The organism is Capnocytophaga ochracea DSM 7271, from assembly GCF_000023285.1.
GTDB lineage: Bacteria > Bacteroidota > Bacteroidia > Flavobacteriales > Flavobacteriaceae > Capnocytophaga > Capnocytophaga ochracea.
On sequence record NC_013162.1, the window covers coordinates 2,213,003 to 2,230,000 of the forward strand.

13 protein-coding genes (1 of these 13 running past the window's edge) are annotated in these 16,998 nt (G+C 38.8%); 6 read left to right on the top strand and 7 right to left on the bottom strand.

What is annotated here, in order from left to right; all coding sequences use genetic code 11:
* Nucleotides 1-145: 145 nt before the first annotated feature.
* The gene (gene murB / locus COCH_RS09305) at nucleotides 146-1,129 is read left to right on the top strand and encodes a UDP-N-acetylmuramate dehydrogenase (protein ID WP_015782881.1); all 984 of its coding nucleotides are present in this window, start codon (nucleotides 146-148) and stop codon (nucleotides 1,127-1,129) included.
* An 82-nt stretch (nucleotides 1,130-1,211) separates the two neighbouring features.
* A complete protein-coding gene (locus COCH_RS09310) occupies nucleotides 1,212-2,219 on the top strand; it encodes an aldose epimerase family protein (protein ID WP_015782882.1) in 1,008 nt (335 codons plus the stop codon).
* 76 nt (nucleotides 2,220-2,295) lie between these two features.
* Here COCH_RS09310 and COCH_RS09315 read toward each other — a convergent pair whose 3' ends face one another.
* The 7 genes from COCH_RS09315 to clpB all read right to left on the bottom strand — a co-directional run bounded on the left by COCH_RS09315 (nucleotide 2,296) and on the right by clpB (nucleotide 11,806).
* The gene (locus tag COCH_RS09315; RefSeq protein WP_015782883.1) at nucleotides 2,296-3,354 is read right to left on the bottom strand and encodes a nucleoid-associated protein; all 1,059 of its coding nucleotides are present in this window, start codon (nucleotides 3,352-3,354) and stop codon (nucleotides 2,296-2,298) included.
* 30 nt (nucleotides 3,355-3,384) lie between these two features.
* Nucleotides 3,385-3,894, bottom strand: coding sequence for an IS1096 element passenger TnpR family protein (locus COCH_RS09320; RefSeq protein WP_015782884.1), 510 nt, complete (start codon nucleotides 3,892-3,894; stop codon nucleotides 3,385-3,387).
* Between the two features lie 108 nt (nucleotides 3,895-4,002).
* On the bottom strand, nucleotides 4,003-5,133 hold the full coding sequence (locus COCH_RS09325; protein WP_015782885.1) for a peptidylprolyl isomerase: 1,131 nt from the start codon (nucleotides 5,131-5,133) through the stop codon (nucleotides 4,003-4,005).
* 25 nt (nucleotides 5,134-5,158) lie between these two features.
* Nucleotides 5,159-5,731, bottom strand: a complete 573-nt coding sequence (gldI, locus tag COCH_RS09330) for a gliding motility-associated peptidyl-prolyl isomerase GldI (RefSeq protein WP_009411813.1) — start codon at nucleotides 5,729-5,731, stop codon at nucleotides 5,159-5,161.
* A gap of 6 nt (nucleotides 5,732-5,737) precedes the next feature.
* Nucleotides 5,738-6,745, bottom strand: coding sequence for a DHH family phosphoesterase (locus tag COCH_RS09335; protein ID WP_015782886.1), 1,008 nt, complete (start codon nucleotides 6,743-6,745; stop codon nucleotides 5,738-5,740).
* Between the two features lie 397 nt (nucleotides 6,746-7,142).
* Complete coding sequence (gene dnaK / locus COCH_RS09340; RefSeq protein ID WP_009418367.1) at nucleotides 7,143-9,047, bottom strand: molecular chaperone DnaK; 1,905 nt, start codon at nucleotides 9,045-9,047, stop codon at nucleotides 7,143-7,145.
* A 152-nt stretch (nucleotides 9,048-9,199) separates the two neighbouring features.
* On the bottom strand, nucleotides 9,200-11,806 hold the full coding sequence (clpB, locus tag COCH_RS09345; protein ID WP_002671804.1) for an ATP-dependent chaperone ClpB: 2,607 nt from the start codon (nucleotides 11,804-11,806) through the stop codon (nucleotides 9,200-9,202).
* Between the two features lie 913 nt (nucleotides 11,807-12,719).
* Here clpB and purE point away from each other — a divergent pair.
* The 4 genes in view from purE to COCH_RS09365 are tightly spaced (at most 59 nt apart) and all read left to right on the top strand, a layout consistent with a single transcriptional unit that may run on beyond the window.
* On the top strand, nucleotides 12,720-13,205 hold the full coding sequence (gene purE / locus COCH_RS09350; protein ID WP_002671807.1) for a 5-(carboxyamino)imidazole ribonucleotide mutase: 486 nt from the start codon (nucleotides 12,720-12,722) through the stop codon (nucleotides 13,203-13,205).
* Nucleotides 13,198-14,745 (top strand): glutamine-hydrolyzing GMP synthase, encoded by a 1,548-nt coding sequence (gene guaA / locus COCH_RS09355; RefSeq protein WP_015782888.1) that lies wholly within the window; start codon nucleotides 13,198-13,200, stop codon nucleotides 14,743-14,745. Before purE ends, guaA begins: the two co-directional genes overlap by 8 nt.
* A gap of 59 nt (nucleotides 14,746-14,804) precedes the next feature.
* Nucleotides 14,805-16,733 (top strand): PBP1 and LysM peptidoglycan-binding domain-containing protein, encoded by a 1,929-nt coding sequence (locus tag COCH_RS09360; RefSeq protein WP_015782889.1) that lies wholly within the window; start codon nucleotides 14,805-14,807, stop codon nucleotides 16,731-16,733.
* Nucleotides 16,734-16,752: 19 nt separating this feature from the next.
* Nucleotides 16,753-16,998, top strand: partial view of an aspartate-semialdehyde dehydrogenase gene (locus COCH_RS09365; protein ID WP_015782890.1) — the start only. Its footprint extends 744 nt past the window's final position; only the first 246 of its 990 coding nucleotides appear in the window; the start codon lies at nucleotides 16,753-16,755; its stop codon lies beyond the right edge, outside the window.

The window sequence follows — 16,998 nt, forward strand, 5'->3', positions numbered from 1 at the left end:
CATCTTCCGAACCTCTCCGTTATCTTCCGTTTCTTCGTGACCCTATCACTAAGCCATCAATCTCCATTTGCTAATTTACTAATTTTTCACATTTGCTAATTCATTTTTTTTGCATACCTTTGCACTTGTAAGTAGACCGTAAGTTATGCAAATACCTAACACTTTTAACCTTAAAGTTCAAGCTGAAAAATATATTCCTATCCATAGTGAAAAGGAACTCATCAGTGCGTTACAAGAGTATCACAATCCATTTGTTTTAGGGGGTGGAAGCAATATGCTTCTCACTAAAAATATTACGCAACCTGTGTTTCACATTTTGCTTAAAGGCATTAGCACTGTAAAAGAAACTGATGAATACATATGGCTTAAAGCACAAGCAGGAGAGAATTGGCACCAATTTGTGCGTTATACTTTACAACAGGGCTATGGTGGACTTGAAAATCTTTCGCTGATCTACGGCAATGTAGGTACTACTCCTGTACAGAACATAGGGGCTTATGGGGTGGAAATAAAAGATGTGATGGAGAGTTGTGAGACTATTGAGATTCATACACTGCAAAAACGCATATTTACAAATGCAGAATGTGCTTTTGCTTATCGAGAATCTATTTTTAAGGGGAAAGAGAAGGGCAATTACATCATTACTTCGGTTACTTTTAAACTTACTAAAAAGAACCACCAATTGCATACGCAATACGGAGCTATTCAGCAAGTCCTTTCAGAGCGAGGAATTACTAAACCTACCCCCGAAGAGTTGTCCGATGCGATTATAACCATTCGCGAAAGTAAATTGCCTAACCCTAATGTTTTGGGTAATTGTGGCAGTTTCTTTAAAAACCCAATTGTTCTAAAAACTGATTACGAAAAGCTACAACAGCAATATCCTGAAATTCCTTGTTATCCAGTGAATGAAACCGAAGTGAAAGTGCCAGCAGGTTGGCTTATAGATCGCTCAGGACTCAAAGGTTATCGGAAAGGAGATGCAGGAGTGCACAAGCATCAAGCATTGGTATTGGTGAATTATGGTGAAGCTACGGGTGAGGAAATTTTAGCGGTGGCTAATTACGTAAAAACTCAAGTGCGAGAAAAGTTTGGTATTGCCTTAGAGTTTGAAGTGAATATATTTTAATGAACGTACTTCATTTACATACAACTCAATCCAACTCTTGATTCGCATTATTTCAATATCTTTATCTAAAAAATAATTATTGATGAAAAAAGAATATCATAAAGAAAAATTACAAACTATTGTACTTTCTAATAAGGGAGGTATGGAAGTAACTGTACTTAATTTTGGTGGTGTGATTAGCTCTATTAAAGTGCCTATAAAGGGGAAAAAAGTAGAGTGTGTATTGGGATTCGACACGTTTGAAGAGTACGTAAGTGAGGCTTACCGCAAAGAGTATCCGTATCTTGGTGCGATTATAGGGCGTAACGCAGGTCGTATAAAGTACGGAAAAGTTATTATCGATGGCAAGGAAGTACAATTGAACTGCAATTTAGGAGAAAATCAAATACACGGAGGCTCAGTAGGCTTTGATAGTGTCTTTTGGGACGTAGTGGCAGTAAATAGGGGAGATGATAATTCTTCAGTAACCTTACAATATGTTTCTAAAGATGGCGAAGAGGGTTACCCAGGTGAGGTAACGGTGCGTGTAACCTATACGCTTACTTCCGATAACTGTTTGCGCATTGATTATCACGGCACCACCGATGCACCTACTATTTTAAATCTCACTCAGCATACGTATTTTAACCTCAATGAAAGCAATACCGATGTGCTTAACAATACCTTACAAATAAAAGCCGATAAGTACGTACCGTTAGAAGAAGGGTTCTTTACCCCTACAGGTGAACGCCCTCCTGTGGCTGGCACACGTTTGGATTACCGAAAAGGGCAAAAGGTATATGCTCATACTGATAACTCTTTTGTACGTGAGATTACCCCTGAGGAAGTAATGGCTACACTTACTAACGGAGAAGGTTCATTGGCAATGGAAGTGCGTACTAATCACCCTGTGTTGCATATCTATGCAGGATATTATTTACCTGAGTTGCAACCACCTCATCGCAAAACTATAGGGCAAAGCAGAGGGATTTGTTTTGAAGCACAAGGTTATGCCGATGCTACTAAACATCCACAGTTCGATAATGTAGTGTTAAGACCTAAAGAAGAATACAATTTCTTTACTGAATTTAAGTTTATGCACCTTTCGTAGAAGGTATAAGATACATAGAAGCATAAAAAAAGAGTCTGATATACAGACTCTTTTTTATGCTATTACCATTTAAAAATTAGCTTTTTTGTTCTTTATTGAAGTACACCAAATAGTAATACATTTGTTTTTCTTCGTCCCAACCTTTCTCAATAAACTTATCAACTGATTCTGGATTGATAAAGTCCATACGTATTTGGATATTAGTGTCTAAATCAATCACATTTTTAATTTTTTTGCGCACATCCGATACAGCCTTATTAACAATCGGAAAGGTTGATACATCTTCTATTTGGTACTTAGGTCCTTTCTCTACTTTGTAGTGCTTAAACTCTGGTATCAATTCAGGATTTTCAAACACTTCATTCATAAACGAGGTTTCTTCAAAATCATCATTCTTAGCGAAGTAATTAATAGCACGGTTCATAAACAAAACCTCTTCTTTTTTATCTTCAGCAGGCAAGATTACATCTTTGGCAAAGTCTTGGCTGAATTTTAAGTACTTTTTAGTATAGAAATTATCGTCTATTAACGCATCGACATTTAGAAAGTTCTCCAACCAATACTTAGTGTCGTAACGATTACTATCGATGGAAAGTATTTTGTATCCGTCCTCTTTATTCACATTAAAGATAATACAACCTTTATCCAATCGGTGAATGTTCACTCCCTCTTGGATAATCATCTCCAACTGGTTAGCCTGTTCTTCAAACTGCAAAAAGCTGTTCCTCATCTCCGATTTGAAGATACCTACTGCTTTTACCTTTTCATTATCTAAATAACTATCGTGAAGAAGCGCTACATACACCTCTCCGCTTTTGATATGTGGGTGATTAGACTGATTGTACAAGTGTTGCGCAATCTTCTTAGATTGCTCGTGAATAGAGCTCTCGTCCTCAAAAATAGGAGTTACCAGCTGGTAAAGCTCATTGAACTCAACATCGGTATCGTGTACTAAGTGAAAGTAGTTTTCTTCTTTTTCACGGAAAGGTTTAAAGAAGTATTCTTTCAGTAGCCCTATAATCTCATCGTTTAGTGCATATGGTTTTTCTGAAAGGAATAGAGGTTCTCCTTTGCTTAGATTACCTACCCTGTGAATAGAAAGTGTTTCAATGTTTGTTGTATATAAATTTAGCATAGTTACTTGTTATCTGTTACTATTACGTAATTAGTAGTATTCTTCTCCACTGAAACTTCCATAATCGTCTTCGTCGAGGTCAAAATCGTTAAATTCATCTTCAAACTCATCAAAATCATCAGCTACAAATGATTTCTCGGGAGCTTCAGCAGGAATAGAACCGTGAGCGTATATCAAAGCAGGATAAGAAACGCCTGTTTCTTCTTCATCAATCTCTACTAATTCTACGAAGAATGTCCACATCGACATAAAGTCGTATACGTACAATAGTTTAGGCTCTTCTTCACTTACTACCGATTCGATGGTTGTCTCTTCCATCAAGCGCATTTCTCCACTTTCTGATACATCAAAAAGGGTGATTTCTTCTCCTTGATTCCAATCCTCATCGGTAAGATAGAAAGAAGCCATTTCGTCACCAGCAAAGCCAAATGATTGGTTGATTACATTGTGTAAATCTTCCAAAGTAGCTTCTCCCTGAATGATAATATCTCTAAAAACGTCTTCTTTAACGTCGAGTATCACTCTGAATTTGTATACCATTTTTAGTTTTTAGTTATTTTAGTTGTTAGTAAAAAACTTTGTCAAAGGTCGTAGCACGACAGGCTGTTAGAGACTTTGACAAAGTTTATATATCCTTATTTTCTATACTTATTTAGCTATATCTGTAATTTCAATATCGAAAATAAGGTCGCTATTAGGTGGAATCACATCGCCAGCACCTCTTTCGCCATATCCTAAAGCAGCAGGAATAAATACGCGTATTTTATCACCTACTTTCATTGTAAGCAAAGCATCTCTGAAACCTGGTATAAGTTGCGCAGAAGTGTTATAAGGCATAGGGAAGGCTTGGTATCCTCCTTGTTGTTCACGTAATGAGTTGTACTTACCGTAAGCCTCTTCAATTTCTTTTACGTTAGAATCGAAAAGGGTTCCGTTTTTCAAATAACCTGCGTAGTTTACCATTACTTGATGTGTGTGATTAGGTTGTTTGCCTTTGCCATCAACTAACTTAAAGATTTTTACTCCTGAAGGAAGTGCTTTAGCTTGTGGTTCCTGTACTTTTACTTCTTCTAAGAACTTAGCTGCAGCGGCTTTCGTCTTAGCTTCTTTTTCTCGCTCTCTCTTGTTAATTTCTTTGAAGTAATCTTCAAAAACTTTTACAGCATTGAAACTTTTAGCATCTTTACCATTAGCAATAATAGTAATCTTATTGATTTTGATATCCTTTTCAGGCTTGTCGTTCATTACTGTTTTAGTATTAGCAATAGCATCTATTACTTCTAAACCTTTCACCGTTTCGCCGAATACTGTGTGGCGACCATCTAAATGAGGAGTAGGCACTTGGGTAATAAAAAACTGACTGCCATTGGTAGCTGGTCCTGCGTTTGCCATTGACAAGGTTCCTTTTTTATCGTGTCTTAAAGTAGGCACTATCTCATCTTCAAATCGATAACCGGGTTCTCCCATTCCGGTGCCGGTAGGGTCACCTCCTTGTATCATAAAATCCTTGATTACTCGGTGGAAAATTGTTCCGTTGTAAAATGGTTTACCTTTGTATTCAGCTTTTACAAAAGTGTTTTTACCTTCTGCCAAAGTAACAAAGTTGGCTACTGTTACAGGAGTTTCTTTGTAGTTTAGTTTTACAATAATATTTCCTTGAGTAGTTTCAATATCCGCAAATAAGCCATCGCCTAAATCTTTATAGGCTTTCTTTTGCGAATTGCAACTGAAAAATACAAACATTGCAGAAAGCAATGCGATAAAATTGAGTCGTCTCATATATAAAATTAATTAAAATTTCTACTTATTCAGGTCGTGGTTCTATTTTCTCTTTGTTCTTTTCAATTTTAAAAACCTCTATCTTGGCAATAATAGGCTGGTTGAAAGTTATTTTATCTTTATCACCACGATAACCATAGGCTACGCTCGAGGGGAAAAAGAAAACACCACTTTCTTTCTCTTTTAGCAATTTTAGTGCTGAACGTAACCCTTGGAATACCTCTTCTTTATCTACATTATACTTATAATCACCATCAGGTTTCTCTTGGTAGAGTTCATTACCTTGCAAATCCGAAAGACTGTAATCATAGGTCACGATATCGCCAAACTGTGCTGTGTAGTCAGCATTAGGATTTTGGTTTAGGTAATAGAATTTAAAACCGTGTTGTGAATCTATAAAGGTGTGGAGCGTATCTTTTTTGATAATAGAATCAATAAGAGCTTCTTCTGAAGCTAATAGCGCTTTGTTTTTCTTAGCCGATTCCTTTAAAAAGGTACTTGTTTTCTTGGTTACAGGGTGGCGTGCTTGTCGGTCGGCACAGCTTATGAAAACTATGCCAGCAACCATTATTATTGCTATTTTTTTGAGTATATTCATTGTATTTTAAATATTCTTGTGAATAAAATCTGGCAAAACTTGTTTAAAATAAGTTACTGCTTCTTCCATTGTACCGTTAAATCTACCTCCTGCAGCATTGATGTGCCCTCCGCCATTGAAATATTTGCGTGCAAACAGATTTACATCGTTATTACCTTTGGAACGCAATGACATTTTTATAAAATCGCCTTCTTGAATGAAGATTACTGCCAGCTTGGTGTTCTTAATGGTAAGCCCATAATTTACGAAACCGTCAGTATCTCCTTTTTGGCAGTCATATTGTTGTAGTTCTTCGGAACTAAGCGTTGTGTAAGCCGTGTCGTACTCTTTTAAATACGTCATATTTTTCAGAACTACACTCAGTAATTGCAATTTGTTAAATGAATTATTATCAAACACATTACTGTTAATCTGACTGTTTTTAGCTCCTTTTTCGATAAGAAAAGCAGCTATTTTTAGCGTATTGCTAGTAGTGGTGGGGTATTTAAAATTTCCCGTATCGGTCATTATTCCTGTGTACAAACAAGTAGCTATTTCTCTATCTATTTGGTTTTTATCGCCCATTGCATCAATAAACGAATATACCATTGCGCAGGTAGAGCTGGCATTGGGGTTAGAGAAAGTTACTTTGGCATAAGCCTCAGGTGCTTGATGATGGTCAATCATCACAAATGTAGCTGCCGAGTTTTCTAATAAAGGTGTGAGCCCATCAGCGCGTTTAAGCGAATTGAAATCAAGCGTAAAGATGAGCGTAGAGTTTTCTATTTGTTTTTTTGCCTTTTCAGGAGCATTGTCATAGATGAGAATCTCATCGGCTGAGGGTAACCATTTTAAATAATCAGGAAAATCATTGGGCGACACCACCGTTACATCTTGGTGCAATTGCTTTAAATACAAGTATAGTCCCAAGCAACTCCCTATGGCATCTCCATCAGGGCTTTTGTGAGGAATAATACTTATTTTCAACTGTTTTTTAAGTAGTAGCTTAACGTTTTCTATATCATATATATTCATAGGGTGCGAAAGTACGACATTAATTTGTTCTTAATGTTTTCATATCTGAAAAATTCTAAAATTGAAAAAGAAATGATTAATTTGCAGGACAAAGGTAGTAATTAATTTTTAATGACAAAAAAATAATTTTGTTTTTTAATGAATATTCGTTGATAATGAACTCTTAGCGATAATAAGTAATTATCAATTGATAACAACTAGTTCCGCTGGTGTAACAGATAATTATCAATTGATGATAAAGAGAAAACAGAGTAGTGGATAGGATTATTGTAGAATTACAAGAATATTACACGAATAAAACTATTGTATAGTATTCTTTCTGCAAAAGCTATATAAAGAGCCCCACCTAATTATTTATTAGATGGGGCTGTTATTATTTGCTTGCGGAGGCTCTCCGCTATTTTACTTCTTCGAAATCTACGTCTTGAACGTTGTCTGTATTGACGTCTTGTGCCCCACCAGTGTTAGGTTGCTCTTGTGCGGTAGAGCTACCGCCTCCCTGTTGGGCTTTGTAGATGTCCTCAGAGGCTTGTTGCCAAGCAGTATTGATTTTGCCCAAAGCAGTCTCAATAGAGCTGAGGTCTTTGCCGTCGTAAGCTGTTTTAAGTTCGCTAAGAGCAGTCTCAATAGCGCCTTTCTTGTCGGATGGGATTTTATCGCCAAACTCTTTGAGTTGTTTTTCAGTTTGAAATATCATCGCGTCAGCTTCGTTGAGCTTATCTACTTTTTCTTTGGCTTTCTTATCAGCTTCGGCATTGGCTTCGGCTTCGCGTTTCATCTTCTCGATATCTTCTTTTGAAAGTCCAGAAGACGCTTCTATACGGATATTGTGAGACTTGCCTGTACCTTTATCAGTTGCCGATACGTTAATGATACCGTTAGCATCGATATCGAAGGTAACCTCAATTTGTGGTACGCCACGTGGGGCAGGTGGAATGTCATCTAAGTGGAAACGACCGATAGTCTTGTTGTCGTTTGCCATAGGTCTTTCACCTTGCAATACGTGAATTTCCACACTCGGCTGATTGTCGGCAGCAGTTGAGAACACTTGCGATTTCTTAGTAGGGATAGTGGTATTGGCTTCTATCAGTTTAGTCATCACACCTCCCATAGTTTCGATACCCAAAGAAAGAGGAGTAACGTCCAGAAGCAATACATCTTTCACATCACCAGTAAGTACGCCCCCTTGAATAGCGGCTCCAATGGCTACTACCTCATCAGGGTTTACGCTCTTATTAGGTTTTTTGCCAAAGAATTTTTCAACGGCTTCTTGTACGGCAGGAATACGAGTAGAACCACCTACTAAGATTACTTCGTTGATATCACTTACGCTGAGACCTGCATTTTCTAACGCTTTTTTGCAAGGTTCAATTGTGCGTTTTACTAGGTCGTCGATGAGTTGTTCAAATTTAGCACGGCTGAGCTTGCGCACCAAGTGTTTAGGACCTGAAGCTGTAGCAGTGATATAAGGCAAGTTGATTTCGGTTTCAGTAGTTGAAGAAAGTTCAATCTTAGCCTTTTCAGCAGCTTCTTTAAGACGTTGCAACGCCATAGGGTCTTTACGAAGGTCGATTTGTTCTTCTTTTTCAAACTCTTCAGCAAGCCAGTTGATAATTTTTTCATCTACATCATCACCTCCTAAGTGGGTATCACCATCAGTAGCGAGTACTTCAAACACGCCGTCGCCAAGTTCCAAGATAGACACATCGTGAGTACCACCACCAAAGTCGAATACAACAATCTTATGGTCGCTATGGTCTTTATCCAAACCATAAGCCAATGCAGCGGCAGTAGGTTCGTTGATGATACGTTCTACTTTCAATCCTGCGATTTCACCTGCTTCTTTAGTAGCTTGACGTTGAGCGTCGTTAAAGTAAGCTGGTACAGTAATTACCGCGCTTGTTACGGGTTGTCCTAAGAAGTCTTCTGCAGTTTTCTTCATTTTTTGAAGAATCATAGCTGAGATTTCTTGTGGAGTATACAAACGTCCGTCTATGTCCACACGAGGAGTATCGTTGTCGCCACGTACTACTTTATAAGGTACACGAGCGATTTCTTTTTCCAATTCAGAAAACTTGTTCCCCATAAAACGCTTGATAGAATATACCGTGTTTTTAGGGTTGGTAACTGCCTGACGTTTAGCAGCGTCACCTACTTTTATTTCGCCACCTTCGGTAAAAGCTACCACTGAAGGGGTTGTGCGTTTACCTTCGGCATTGGTAATCACCACGGGGTCATTACCTTCCATTACAGAAACACAAGAGTTTGTGGTTCCTAAGTCAATACCTATAATCTTACTCATATTAATATTATCGTTTTTTTAAGTTCAACATTATTTTTGTAAGTCTTACGCTTACGTAGTTAGTAGCAGTCAATGATTGTGCCAAAGGACTAAAAACTGACAAATTGTCATTTTTAGTCATTAGTTGTTAGTAAGCGACTAACAACTAATTTCTATTTTTTATCTTCTGATGTTTGATTTCTAAATACCAATTGGTTATCAAAAGCATCTAATAAGATGACAGCATCGCGTTGTACTGTGCCACTCAAAATTTCTTTAGAAAGCTTGTTAAGCACTTCTTTCTGAATGATACGTTTCACTGGACGAGCACCAAACTGAGGGTCAAAACCTTTTTGTGCTAAGTAATCAATAGCCTCATCGGTAGCATCGAGCAAGATACCTTCTTTGGCAACCATACGGAACACTGATTGCAATTGCAAACGCACAATGCTACGGATATCCTTGGCGTTGAGCGGTGTGAACATTATAATGTCGTCTATACGGTTCAAAAACTCAGGGCGTACAGTTTGTTTGAGGAGTTGTAACACCTCGTCACGTGACTCGTCGATAGCGCGCTCGGTATCCTTAGGATATTTTTCAAAAGTTTCCTGAATGATATGGCTACCCATATTAGAGGTCATAATGATAATCGTATTCTTAAAGTCGGCAGTACGACCTTTATTGTCAGTAAGACGACCTTCGTCGAGTACTTGCAACAAGATGTTGAATGTATCGGGGTGAGCTTTTTCAATTTCATCCAAAAGGATTACAGAATACGGACGGCGACGCACAGCTTCAGTAAGTTGACCACCTTCGTCATATCCTACATATCCTGGAGGCGCACCTACCAATCGGCTCACAGCGTGTTTCTCTTGGTATTCGCTCATATCGATACGCGTCATTGCATTTTCATCGTCGAATAGATATTCGGCTAAGGCTTTGGCAAGTTCGGTTTTACCTACCCCCGTAGTTCCTAAGAAAAGGAATGAACCTATAGGACGACGTGGGTCTTGCAAACCAGCACGACTACGGCGTATGGCATCGGAAACTGCCTCGATGGCTTCTTCTTGACCTACTACACGGCGGTGCAATTCTTTCTCTAAGTTTAAGAGTTTTTCGCGTTCGCCTTGTAACATTTTAGCTACAGGTATACCAGTCCATTTTGCTACTACTTCAGCGATGTCTTCGGCGGTTACTTCTTCTTTTACAAGAGCATTTTCGTGTGATTTGCTGTCTAAATTCTTTTGCAATTCCACTAACTTGTCTTCCGCTTCTTTGATTTTTCCATAGCGCAATTCGGCTACTTTACCATAGTCGCCTTCACGTTCAGCTCTATCGGCTTCCAAACGGTATTTCTCAATAGCTTCCTTAGTGGTTTGTACTTCATCAATTACGCTTTTTTCACTCTGCCATTTAGCATTGATAGCGTTACGTTCTTCTTTAAGATTTGCCAAATCTACATATAGCATTTTGAGCTTATCTTCGTCTTTTTCACGTTTGATAGCCTCAATTTCTATTTCGAGTTGCATTATCTTACGGTCGAGTACGTCTAACTCTTCGGGTTTAGAATTGATTTCCATACGGAGCTTGGCAGCTGCCTCGTCCATTAGGTCTATTGCCTTATCGGGTAAGAAACGATTAGTGATATAGCGTTCAGAAAGTTCTACTGCCGCGATAATCGCCTCGTCTTTGATACGTACTTTGTGGTGGGTTTCGTACTTTTCTTTGATACCCCGAAGGATAGAAATTGCACTTTCGGTATCTGGTTCATCTACCATTACCTTTTGAAAACGACGTTCGAGAGCTTTGTCTTTCTCAAAGTACTTTTGGTACTCATCGAGAGTAGTGGCACCAATGGCACGGAGTTCACCACGAGCTAAGGCAGGTTTTAATATATTAGCAGCGTCCATAGCACCTTCGCCTCCTCCTGCTCCCACAAGGGTGTGAATTTCATCTATAAACAGAATGATATTGCCATCGGATGAGGTAACCTCTTTCACTACTGATTTGAGTCGTTCTTCAAACTCACCTTTGTACTTCGCACCTGCGATAAGGGCACCCATATCGAGAGAGTAAATAACCTTGTCTTTTAGGTTTTCAGGTACGTCACCTTTCACAATACGGTGCGCTAAGCCTTCGGCTATAGCCGTTTTACCTACCCCAGGTTCACCTACCAACATAGGGTTGTTCTTGGTACGGCGTGAAAGAATTTGCAATACACGACGTATTTCCTCATCACGACCAATCACAGGGTCGAGTTTCCCGCTATCAGCTAACTGATTGAGGTTTTTGGCGTATTTGTTGAGCGAATTATAAGTATCTTCAGCTGAAGCCGAAGTTACGCGTTCGCCTTTGCGCAATTCTTGAATGGCTTTCTCCAACTCTTTTTCACTCACGCCTTGGTTTTTGAGGGCTTGGGCGATTTTACTGTTTGATTTGAAGATAGCCAATATAAGGTGTTCTAAGGATACATATTCGTCATTCCATTTTTTAGCGATGTTAGCGGCTTCGTTGAGCATAGTGTTTGCTTCGCGTGAGAGCCCCATATCGCCACCGCTGACTTTGGCAAAGCCTTGCAGAGCAGTTTCTAATTGTTTATTTAATTGCTCGCGGTTGATATTCAATTTTTTGAATAGGAAAGGCAATACGTTCTCATCTACCTGCTCAATAGCTTTGAAGAAATGTTCGTTTTGCAATTCCTGGTGCCCGTACTGCTGGGCTATTTGCTGAGCGGTTTGTACCGCTTCTTGCGCTTTGATAGTAAAGTTATTAAAATTCATATATTTTCAATTTAGTGTGTTCAACATTTTATGATTTGTTCACTCCCAATAGGGCAAGAGTTGTGCCAACAGCTTTTAACTGACAAAAAGACAGTTTTTTAAAAGGATTTTTATACCAAATGTAATATTAAATAGAAATCTAAAAATAATTAACAATCTGATTATTATTTAATAATAACTACTTGACAAGAAATGTGTAACAAGTGACAAAATGTCGGTGACTAATTGAATCTCTGTTCATTAACGGGTAGGTGCTGATGCCTAATCTATTTTTGAAGCTAAAGACTAATAGATCATCTGCTCCAAAACACTTACTGAAAATATGGGGTGGAATGAAAATAGTTACTTGGCAGGTTGGAGAGTTCGGAAGATAACGGAGAGATTCGGAAGAGAAAATTTAGGTAAAAGGTAAAAAACAAGAGGTAAAGTAGCTGTTCAGAGGGTGGTGGTAGCTTATAGAGAGCTTATAGGAAGCTTATACGAATCTTGGAAGATAGATATAGAAAGGGTATATAAGTAGTTAATAATGAGGGGTTGAGAATGAGCAGAAAAAAGAGATTTAAGCGGATTTAAAGTAGAAGAAAAACGAAAATAAGAGAAAGAAGTAATCTTTTTAAAAGGGGAGTGTGGCGATACAAAAATGTGAGATGAGTAAAGGTAAATAGAAAAATAAGCATTCTTCAAGAGAAAAAAATATAGATAGCTATTAGACTAAAAGACAAGGCTTACTAGAAGAAAGTGCGAAGACAAATTTAATACCACAATACCCAAAATACTAATAATACCAAATTAATGACGAGTTGCGAATGGCGAATGACAAGGTTGCAGGGAAGTAGCACGGGGAAACAAAATATAAAGCCTTTATATTGTGAATTGATATTTTTTTGTACCTTTGCACCAAAATATAGACAAAATGAAAGTAGCTGTGGTAATGGGAAGCAAGAGTGATTTGCCTGTGATGCAGGACGCTATTGATATCCTCAAGTCCTTTGGTATCACAACTGTGGTAGATATCGTATCGGCGCATCGCACGCCTGAAAAGCTGATGGAGTTCAGTCAGAACGCTCATAAAAAAGGCATTCAGGTAATTATTGCGGGAGCGGGAGGTGCAGCTCATTTACCTGGTATGGTCGCCTCGATGTCGCCTTTGCCTGTGATAGGTGTGCCGGTGAAAAGCAGTAACTCTATTGACGGTTGGGATTCTATCCTTTCTATCTTACAAATGCCTGGCGGAGTGCCTGTGGCTACCGTAGCTTTAAATGCTGCTAAGAACGCAGGTTTATTAGCCGTACAAATATTGGCAAGTGCCGACGCTGAGCTCTTGCAAAAAATGATTGATTATAAAGAAAATTTGAAACAAGCGGTGCTTACTGCCGCAGCAACCCTTGACGATGAATAAAGATACTTTTCAGGGCTCACGCCTTTTATTGTTAGACTTTGGCTCGCAATACACCCAACTTATTGCACGTCGTGTGCGCGAATTGAACGTGTATTGCGAAATGCACCCCTACAACCATTTGCCTGAGAACTTAGAAGACTTTTCGGCAGTGATACTCTCAGGTTCGCCTTATTCGGTGCGTAGTGCAGAAGCCTTGCACCCAGACCTATCAGCACTGAAAGGTAAAATGCCTCTTTTGGCAGTATGTTACGGAGCGCAGTATTTGGCACACTTTGGTGGTGGTGAAGTAGCCCCTTCGAACATACGAGAGTACGGGCGTGCTCACCTTACCTATATTAAGCCTAATGAACCTCTTTTTGAAGGGATTGCAGAAGGAAGTGTAGTGTGGATGAGCCATAGTGACACTATCAAACAATTGCCTACTGGGGCGGTTTGTTTGGCGAGCACTCCTGATGTAGTGAACGCTGCTTATCGCATAGAAGGAGAAGAAACCTACGCAATTCAGTTTCACCCCGAAGTGACCCACTCAGCCGATGGAATGAAGCTATTAGGTAACTTCCTTTTCAAAATAGCGAAACTTACCCCTAATTGGACGTCCGACAACTTTGTAGAGATGACAGTTGCCCAGCTAAAAGCACAAGTGGGTAATGAGAAAGTGATATTAGGCTTATCGGGAGGAGTAGACTCTACGGTAGCTGCTGTATTACTTAACAAAGCGATTGGCAAGCAATTACATTGTATTTTTGTAAATAATGGACTCTTGCGCAAAAACGAGTTCGAAAACGTACTGAAACAATATGAGGGTATGGGACTGAATGTGAAGGGTGTAGATGCCTCAGCGCGTTTCCTTACTGCCTTAGCAGGCAAAACCGACCCCGAGGAGAAACGCAAAATTATAGGGCGCGTTTTTATTGAAGTGTTTGATGATGAAGCTCATAAAATTACTGATGCTCAATGGTTGGCACAAGGCACTATCTATCCTGACGTGATTGAATCACTATCAGTAAAGGGACCTTCAGCTACTATCAAATCACATCATAACGTAGGAGGCTTACCCGACTATATGAAATTGAAAGTAGTAGAGCCTTTGCGTATGCTCTTTAAAGATGAAGTGCGAAGGGTAGGACGCAGTTTGGGCATCAGTGATGAACTATTAGGCAGACACCCTTTTCCAGGACCTGGATTGGCTATCCGCATTTTGGGAGATATCACTGCCGAAAAGGTAACTATTTTGCAAGAAGTAGATGCTATATTCATCAACGCACTGAAAGAAAATAACCTATACGACAAAGTGTGGCAAGCAGGGGCTATTTTACTGCCTATCAACAGTGTGGGAGTAATGGGAGACGAACGTACCTACGAGCGTGTGGTAGCCTTGCGCGCTGTGGAAAGCATAGACGGTATGACGGCAGATTGGGTAGACTTACCTTATAAATTTCTGCAAAAAGTGTCTAACGATATTATCAATAAGGTGAAAGGCGTAAACCGTGTGGTGTACGATATCAGCAGTAAACCGCCTGCCACGATAGAATGGGAATAGACAATAAACAATTTAGAATTATCAATTAACACTAAAAAATTAAATCATAAGACAATATTATGAAACAACTTTTTACATTAGCTTTGTTATTGTGCTTAGGAGTTGCCTATGCACAACCGCAAACGTACACAGCAAATAACTATGAAAGTATTGAAAATATAGCTAAGACCTATCGCTTTTCGCCCGCTGACATCTTAAAACTCAACCCAGGGCTTAAAGATGGAGTACAAAAGGGAATGACTATCAATATTCCTATCAGTAAAGTGAAGCATTACAATACCCAACGTCCTGTAGGGTTTACGACTCACTTGGTAAAAGGGGGTGAGACTTTCTTTGGTCTGTCGCAAAAATACAACATCACTATTGATGATTTAAAGCGTTATAATTTAGACCTCTATATAAGAGAGTTACAAGAGGGTGAGCGCATTACAATTCCGCTATTTAGCAAAACAGCTGAAATGGTACAGAAAAGCGTACAAGGACAAAAGCGGTACGTAGTAAAACCGCAAGAAACACTTTGGCGCATTGCTAAAAATCACAATGTGAGTGTAGAAGAATTGGAAAAGTTGAACAAAAACGAAAAAGGTTTCAACCCTAATAGTATAAGAGAAGGGCAAGAAATCTGGGTGCCAGCCTCTTCTACCGATAGTACAGAGCCTGAACCACCAGCTCGCCCTAATACTAAGAAAGAAGTGGTGCTTTACCTTGTGGAGAGAGGGGAAGGATTTTACAGCTTAGAACGCAAGTTCGGTTTATCGGAAGCTGAACTTGTGAAACTAAATCCTAGTCTTAAAGATGGATTGAAAAGCGATGCTCAAATATGGATACCCAAAGAGAATTACGAACACTATAAAAGTGCTTCACAGAATAATACAGCAAACTACAACTTTCAGAATTCTAACAATACCTTGCGTTCAGCATCTTCACCAGCCAATGTGAAGGAGATATCTTATATTTTACCCTTTAAACTATCGGATGTCAGCACTGGACAAATTGCTATTATAAAATCTCGACTTACTGAAAACAAACTAACTCCTGTGGCTACCGATTTCTATTCAGGAGCTCTAATAGCTTTGGATTCTCTTCAAAAAATGGGATATAAGTTTAAAGTGAATGTATACGATAGTGAAGGAGACTTAAAGAAGATAGCTTCTAACGCCTCAGTACAGAACTCACAAGTAGTAATAGGTCCTTTTACCACGAAATCGTTTAATACTTTAGCATCATTGGTTACAAATAACAATACGATATTATTAGCTCCTTTATCTAATAAGAATATAACTCTCAATCCTAATGTGTATCAGACCTTACCGAACGATGAGGTGTTACAAGCACAAATGATTGACTATCTGAATAAAAACTATTCAGATGAGAATATGATTATCTTAGCTGATAGCAAGAATAGTTCTTTGCGTGAGAAATTAGAGCGTTCATTCCCTAATGCTAAGGTAGTAACTGAAATGTCGGCTAATGGATTTGTTAATGCTCTAAACTACAACAAGGAAAATGTAGTGTTATTACAGTCGAATGATATAGGTTACGTGTCGATGGCAGTGCGTTTGTTGCACAATGCGCTTAAATCTAAAAGGAACAATACCTTCCCTAAGATTATGTTGGCGACTGTGGATAGAGGTTCAGTATACGATTCTAATAATCTTTCTAACAACCAGCTATCCGATTTACGCTTTACTTATCCTACTGTAAATAAATATTCTAATGGTACAGATAGTTTTTCTGCGCGATATTTAAAGACTTATGGTATTCTACCTAATAAGTATGCTATTCGCGGGTTTGACCTTACTATGGATGCTGTATTGCGTTTGGGAGTATCGGGCAATCTTACCAGTGCCAATACACGTATAGGAGAGACTTCTTACTTAGAGAATAAATTTGCTTACCTAAAAAATTTCTATAAAGGTGGTGGCTATGAAAACCAAGGCGTATATATTGTACAGTATGACAATATGGAAGTAAAAGAATTAAAATAAAACAAAATTATAATTAAAAATGAGAGTAGCAGTAGTAGGCGTTACCGGAATGGTAGGTAACGTGATGTTAGAAGTACTTGCAGAACACAAATTTCCTGTAACCGAATTAATTCCCGTAGCATCAGAGAAGTCAGTAGGGAAGAAAATTACTTTTCAAGGAACTGAATATACTGTGATAGGCTTACAACAAGCCGTATCGCTCAAACCCGATTTAGCTCTTTTTTCAGCAGGAGCTACCGTCTCTAAAGAATGGGCACCTAAGTTT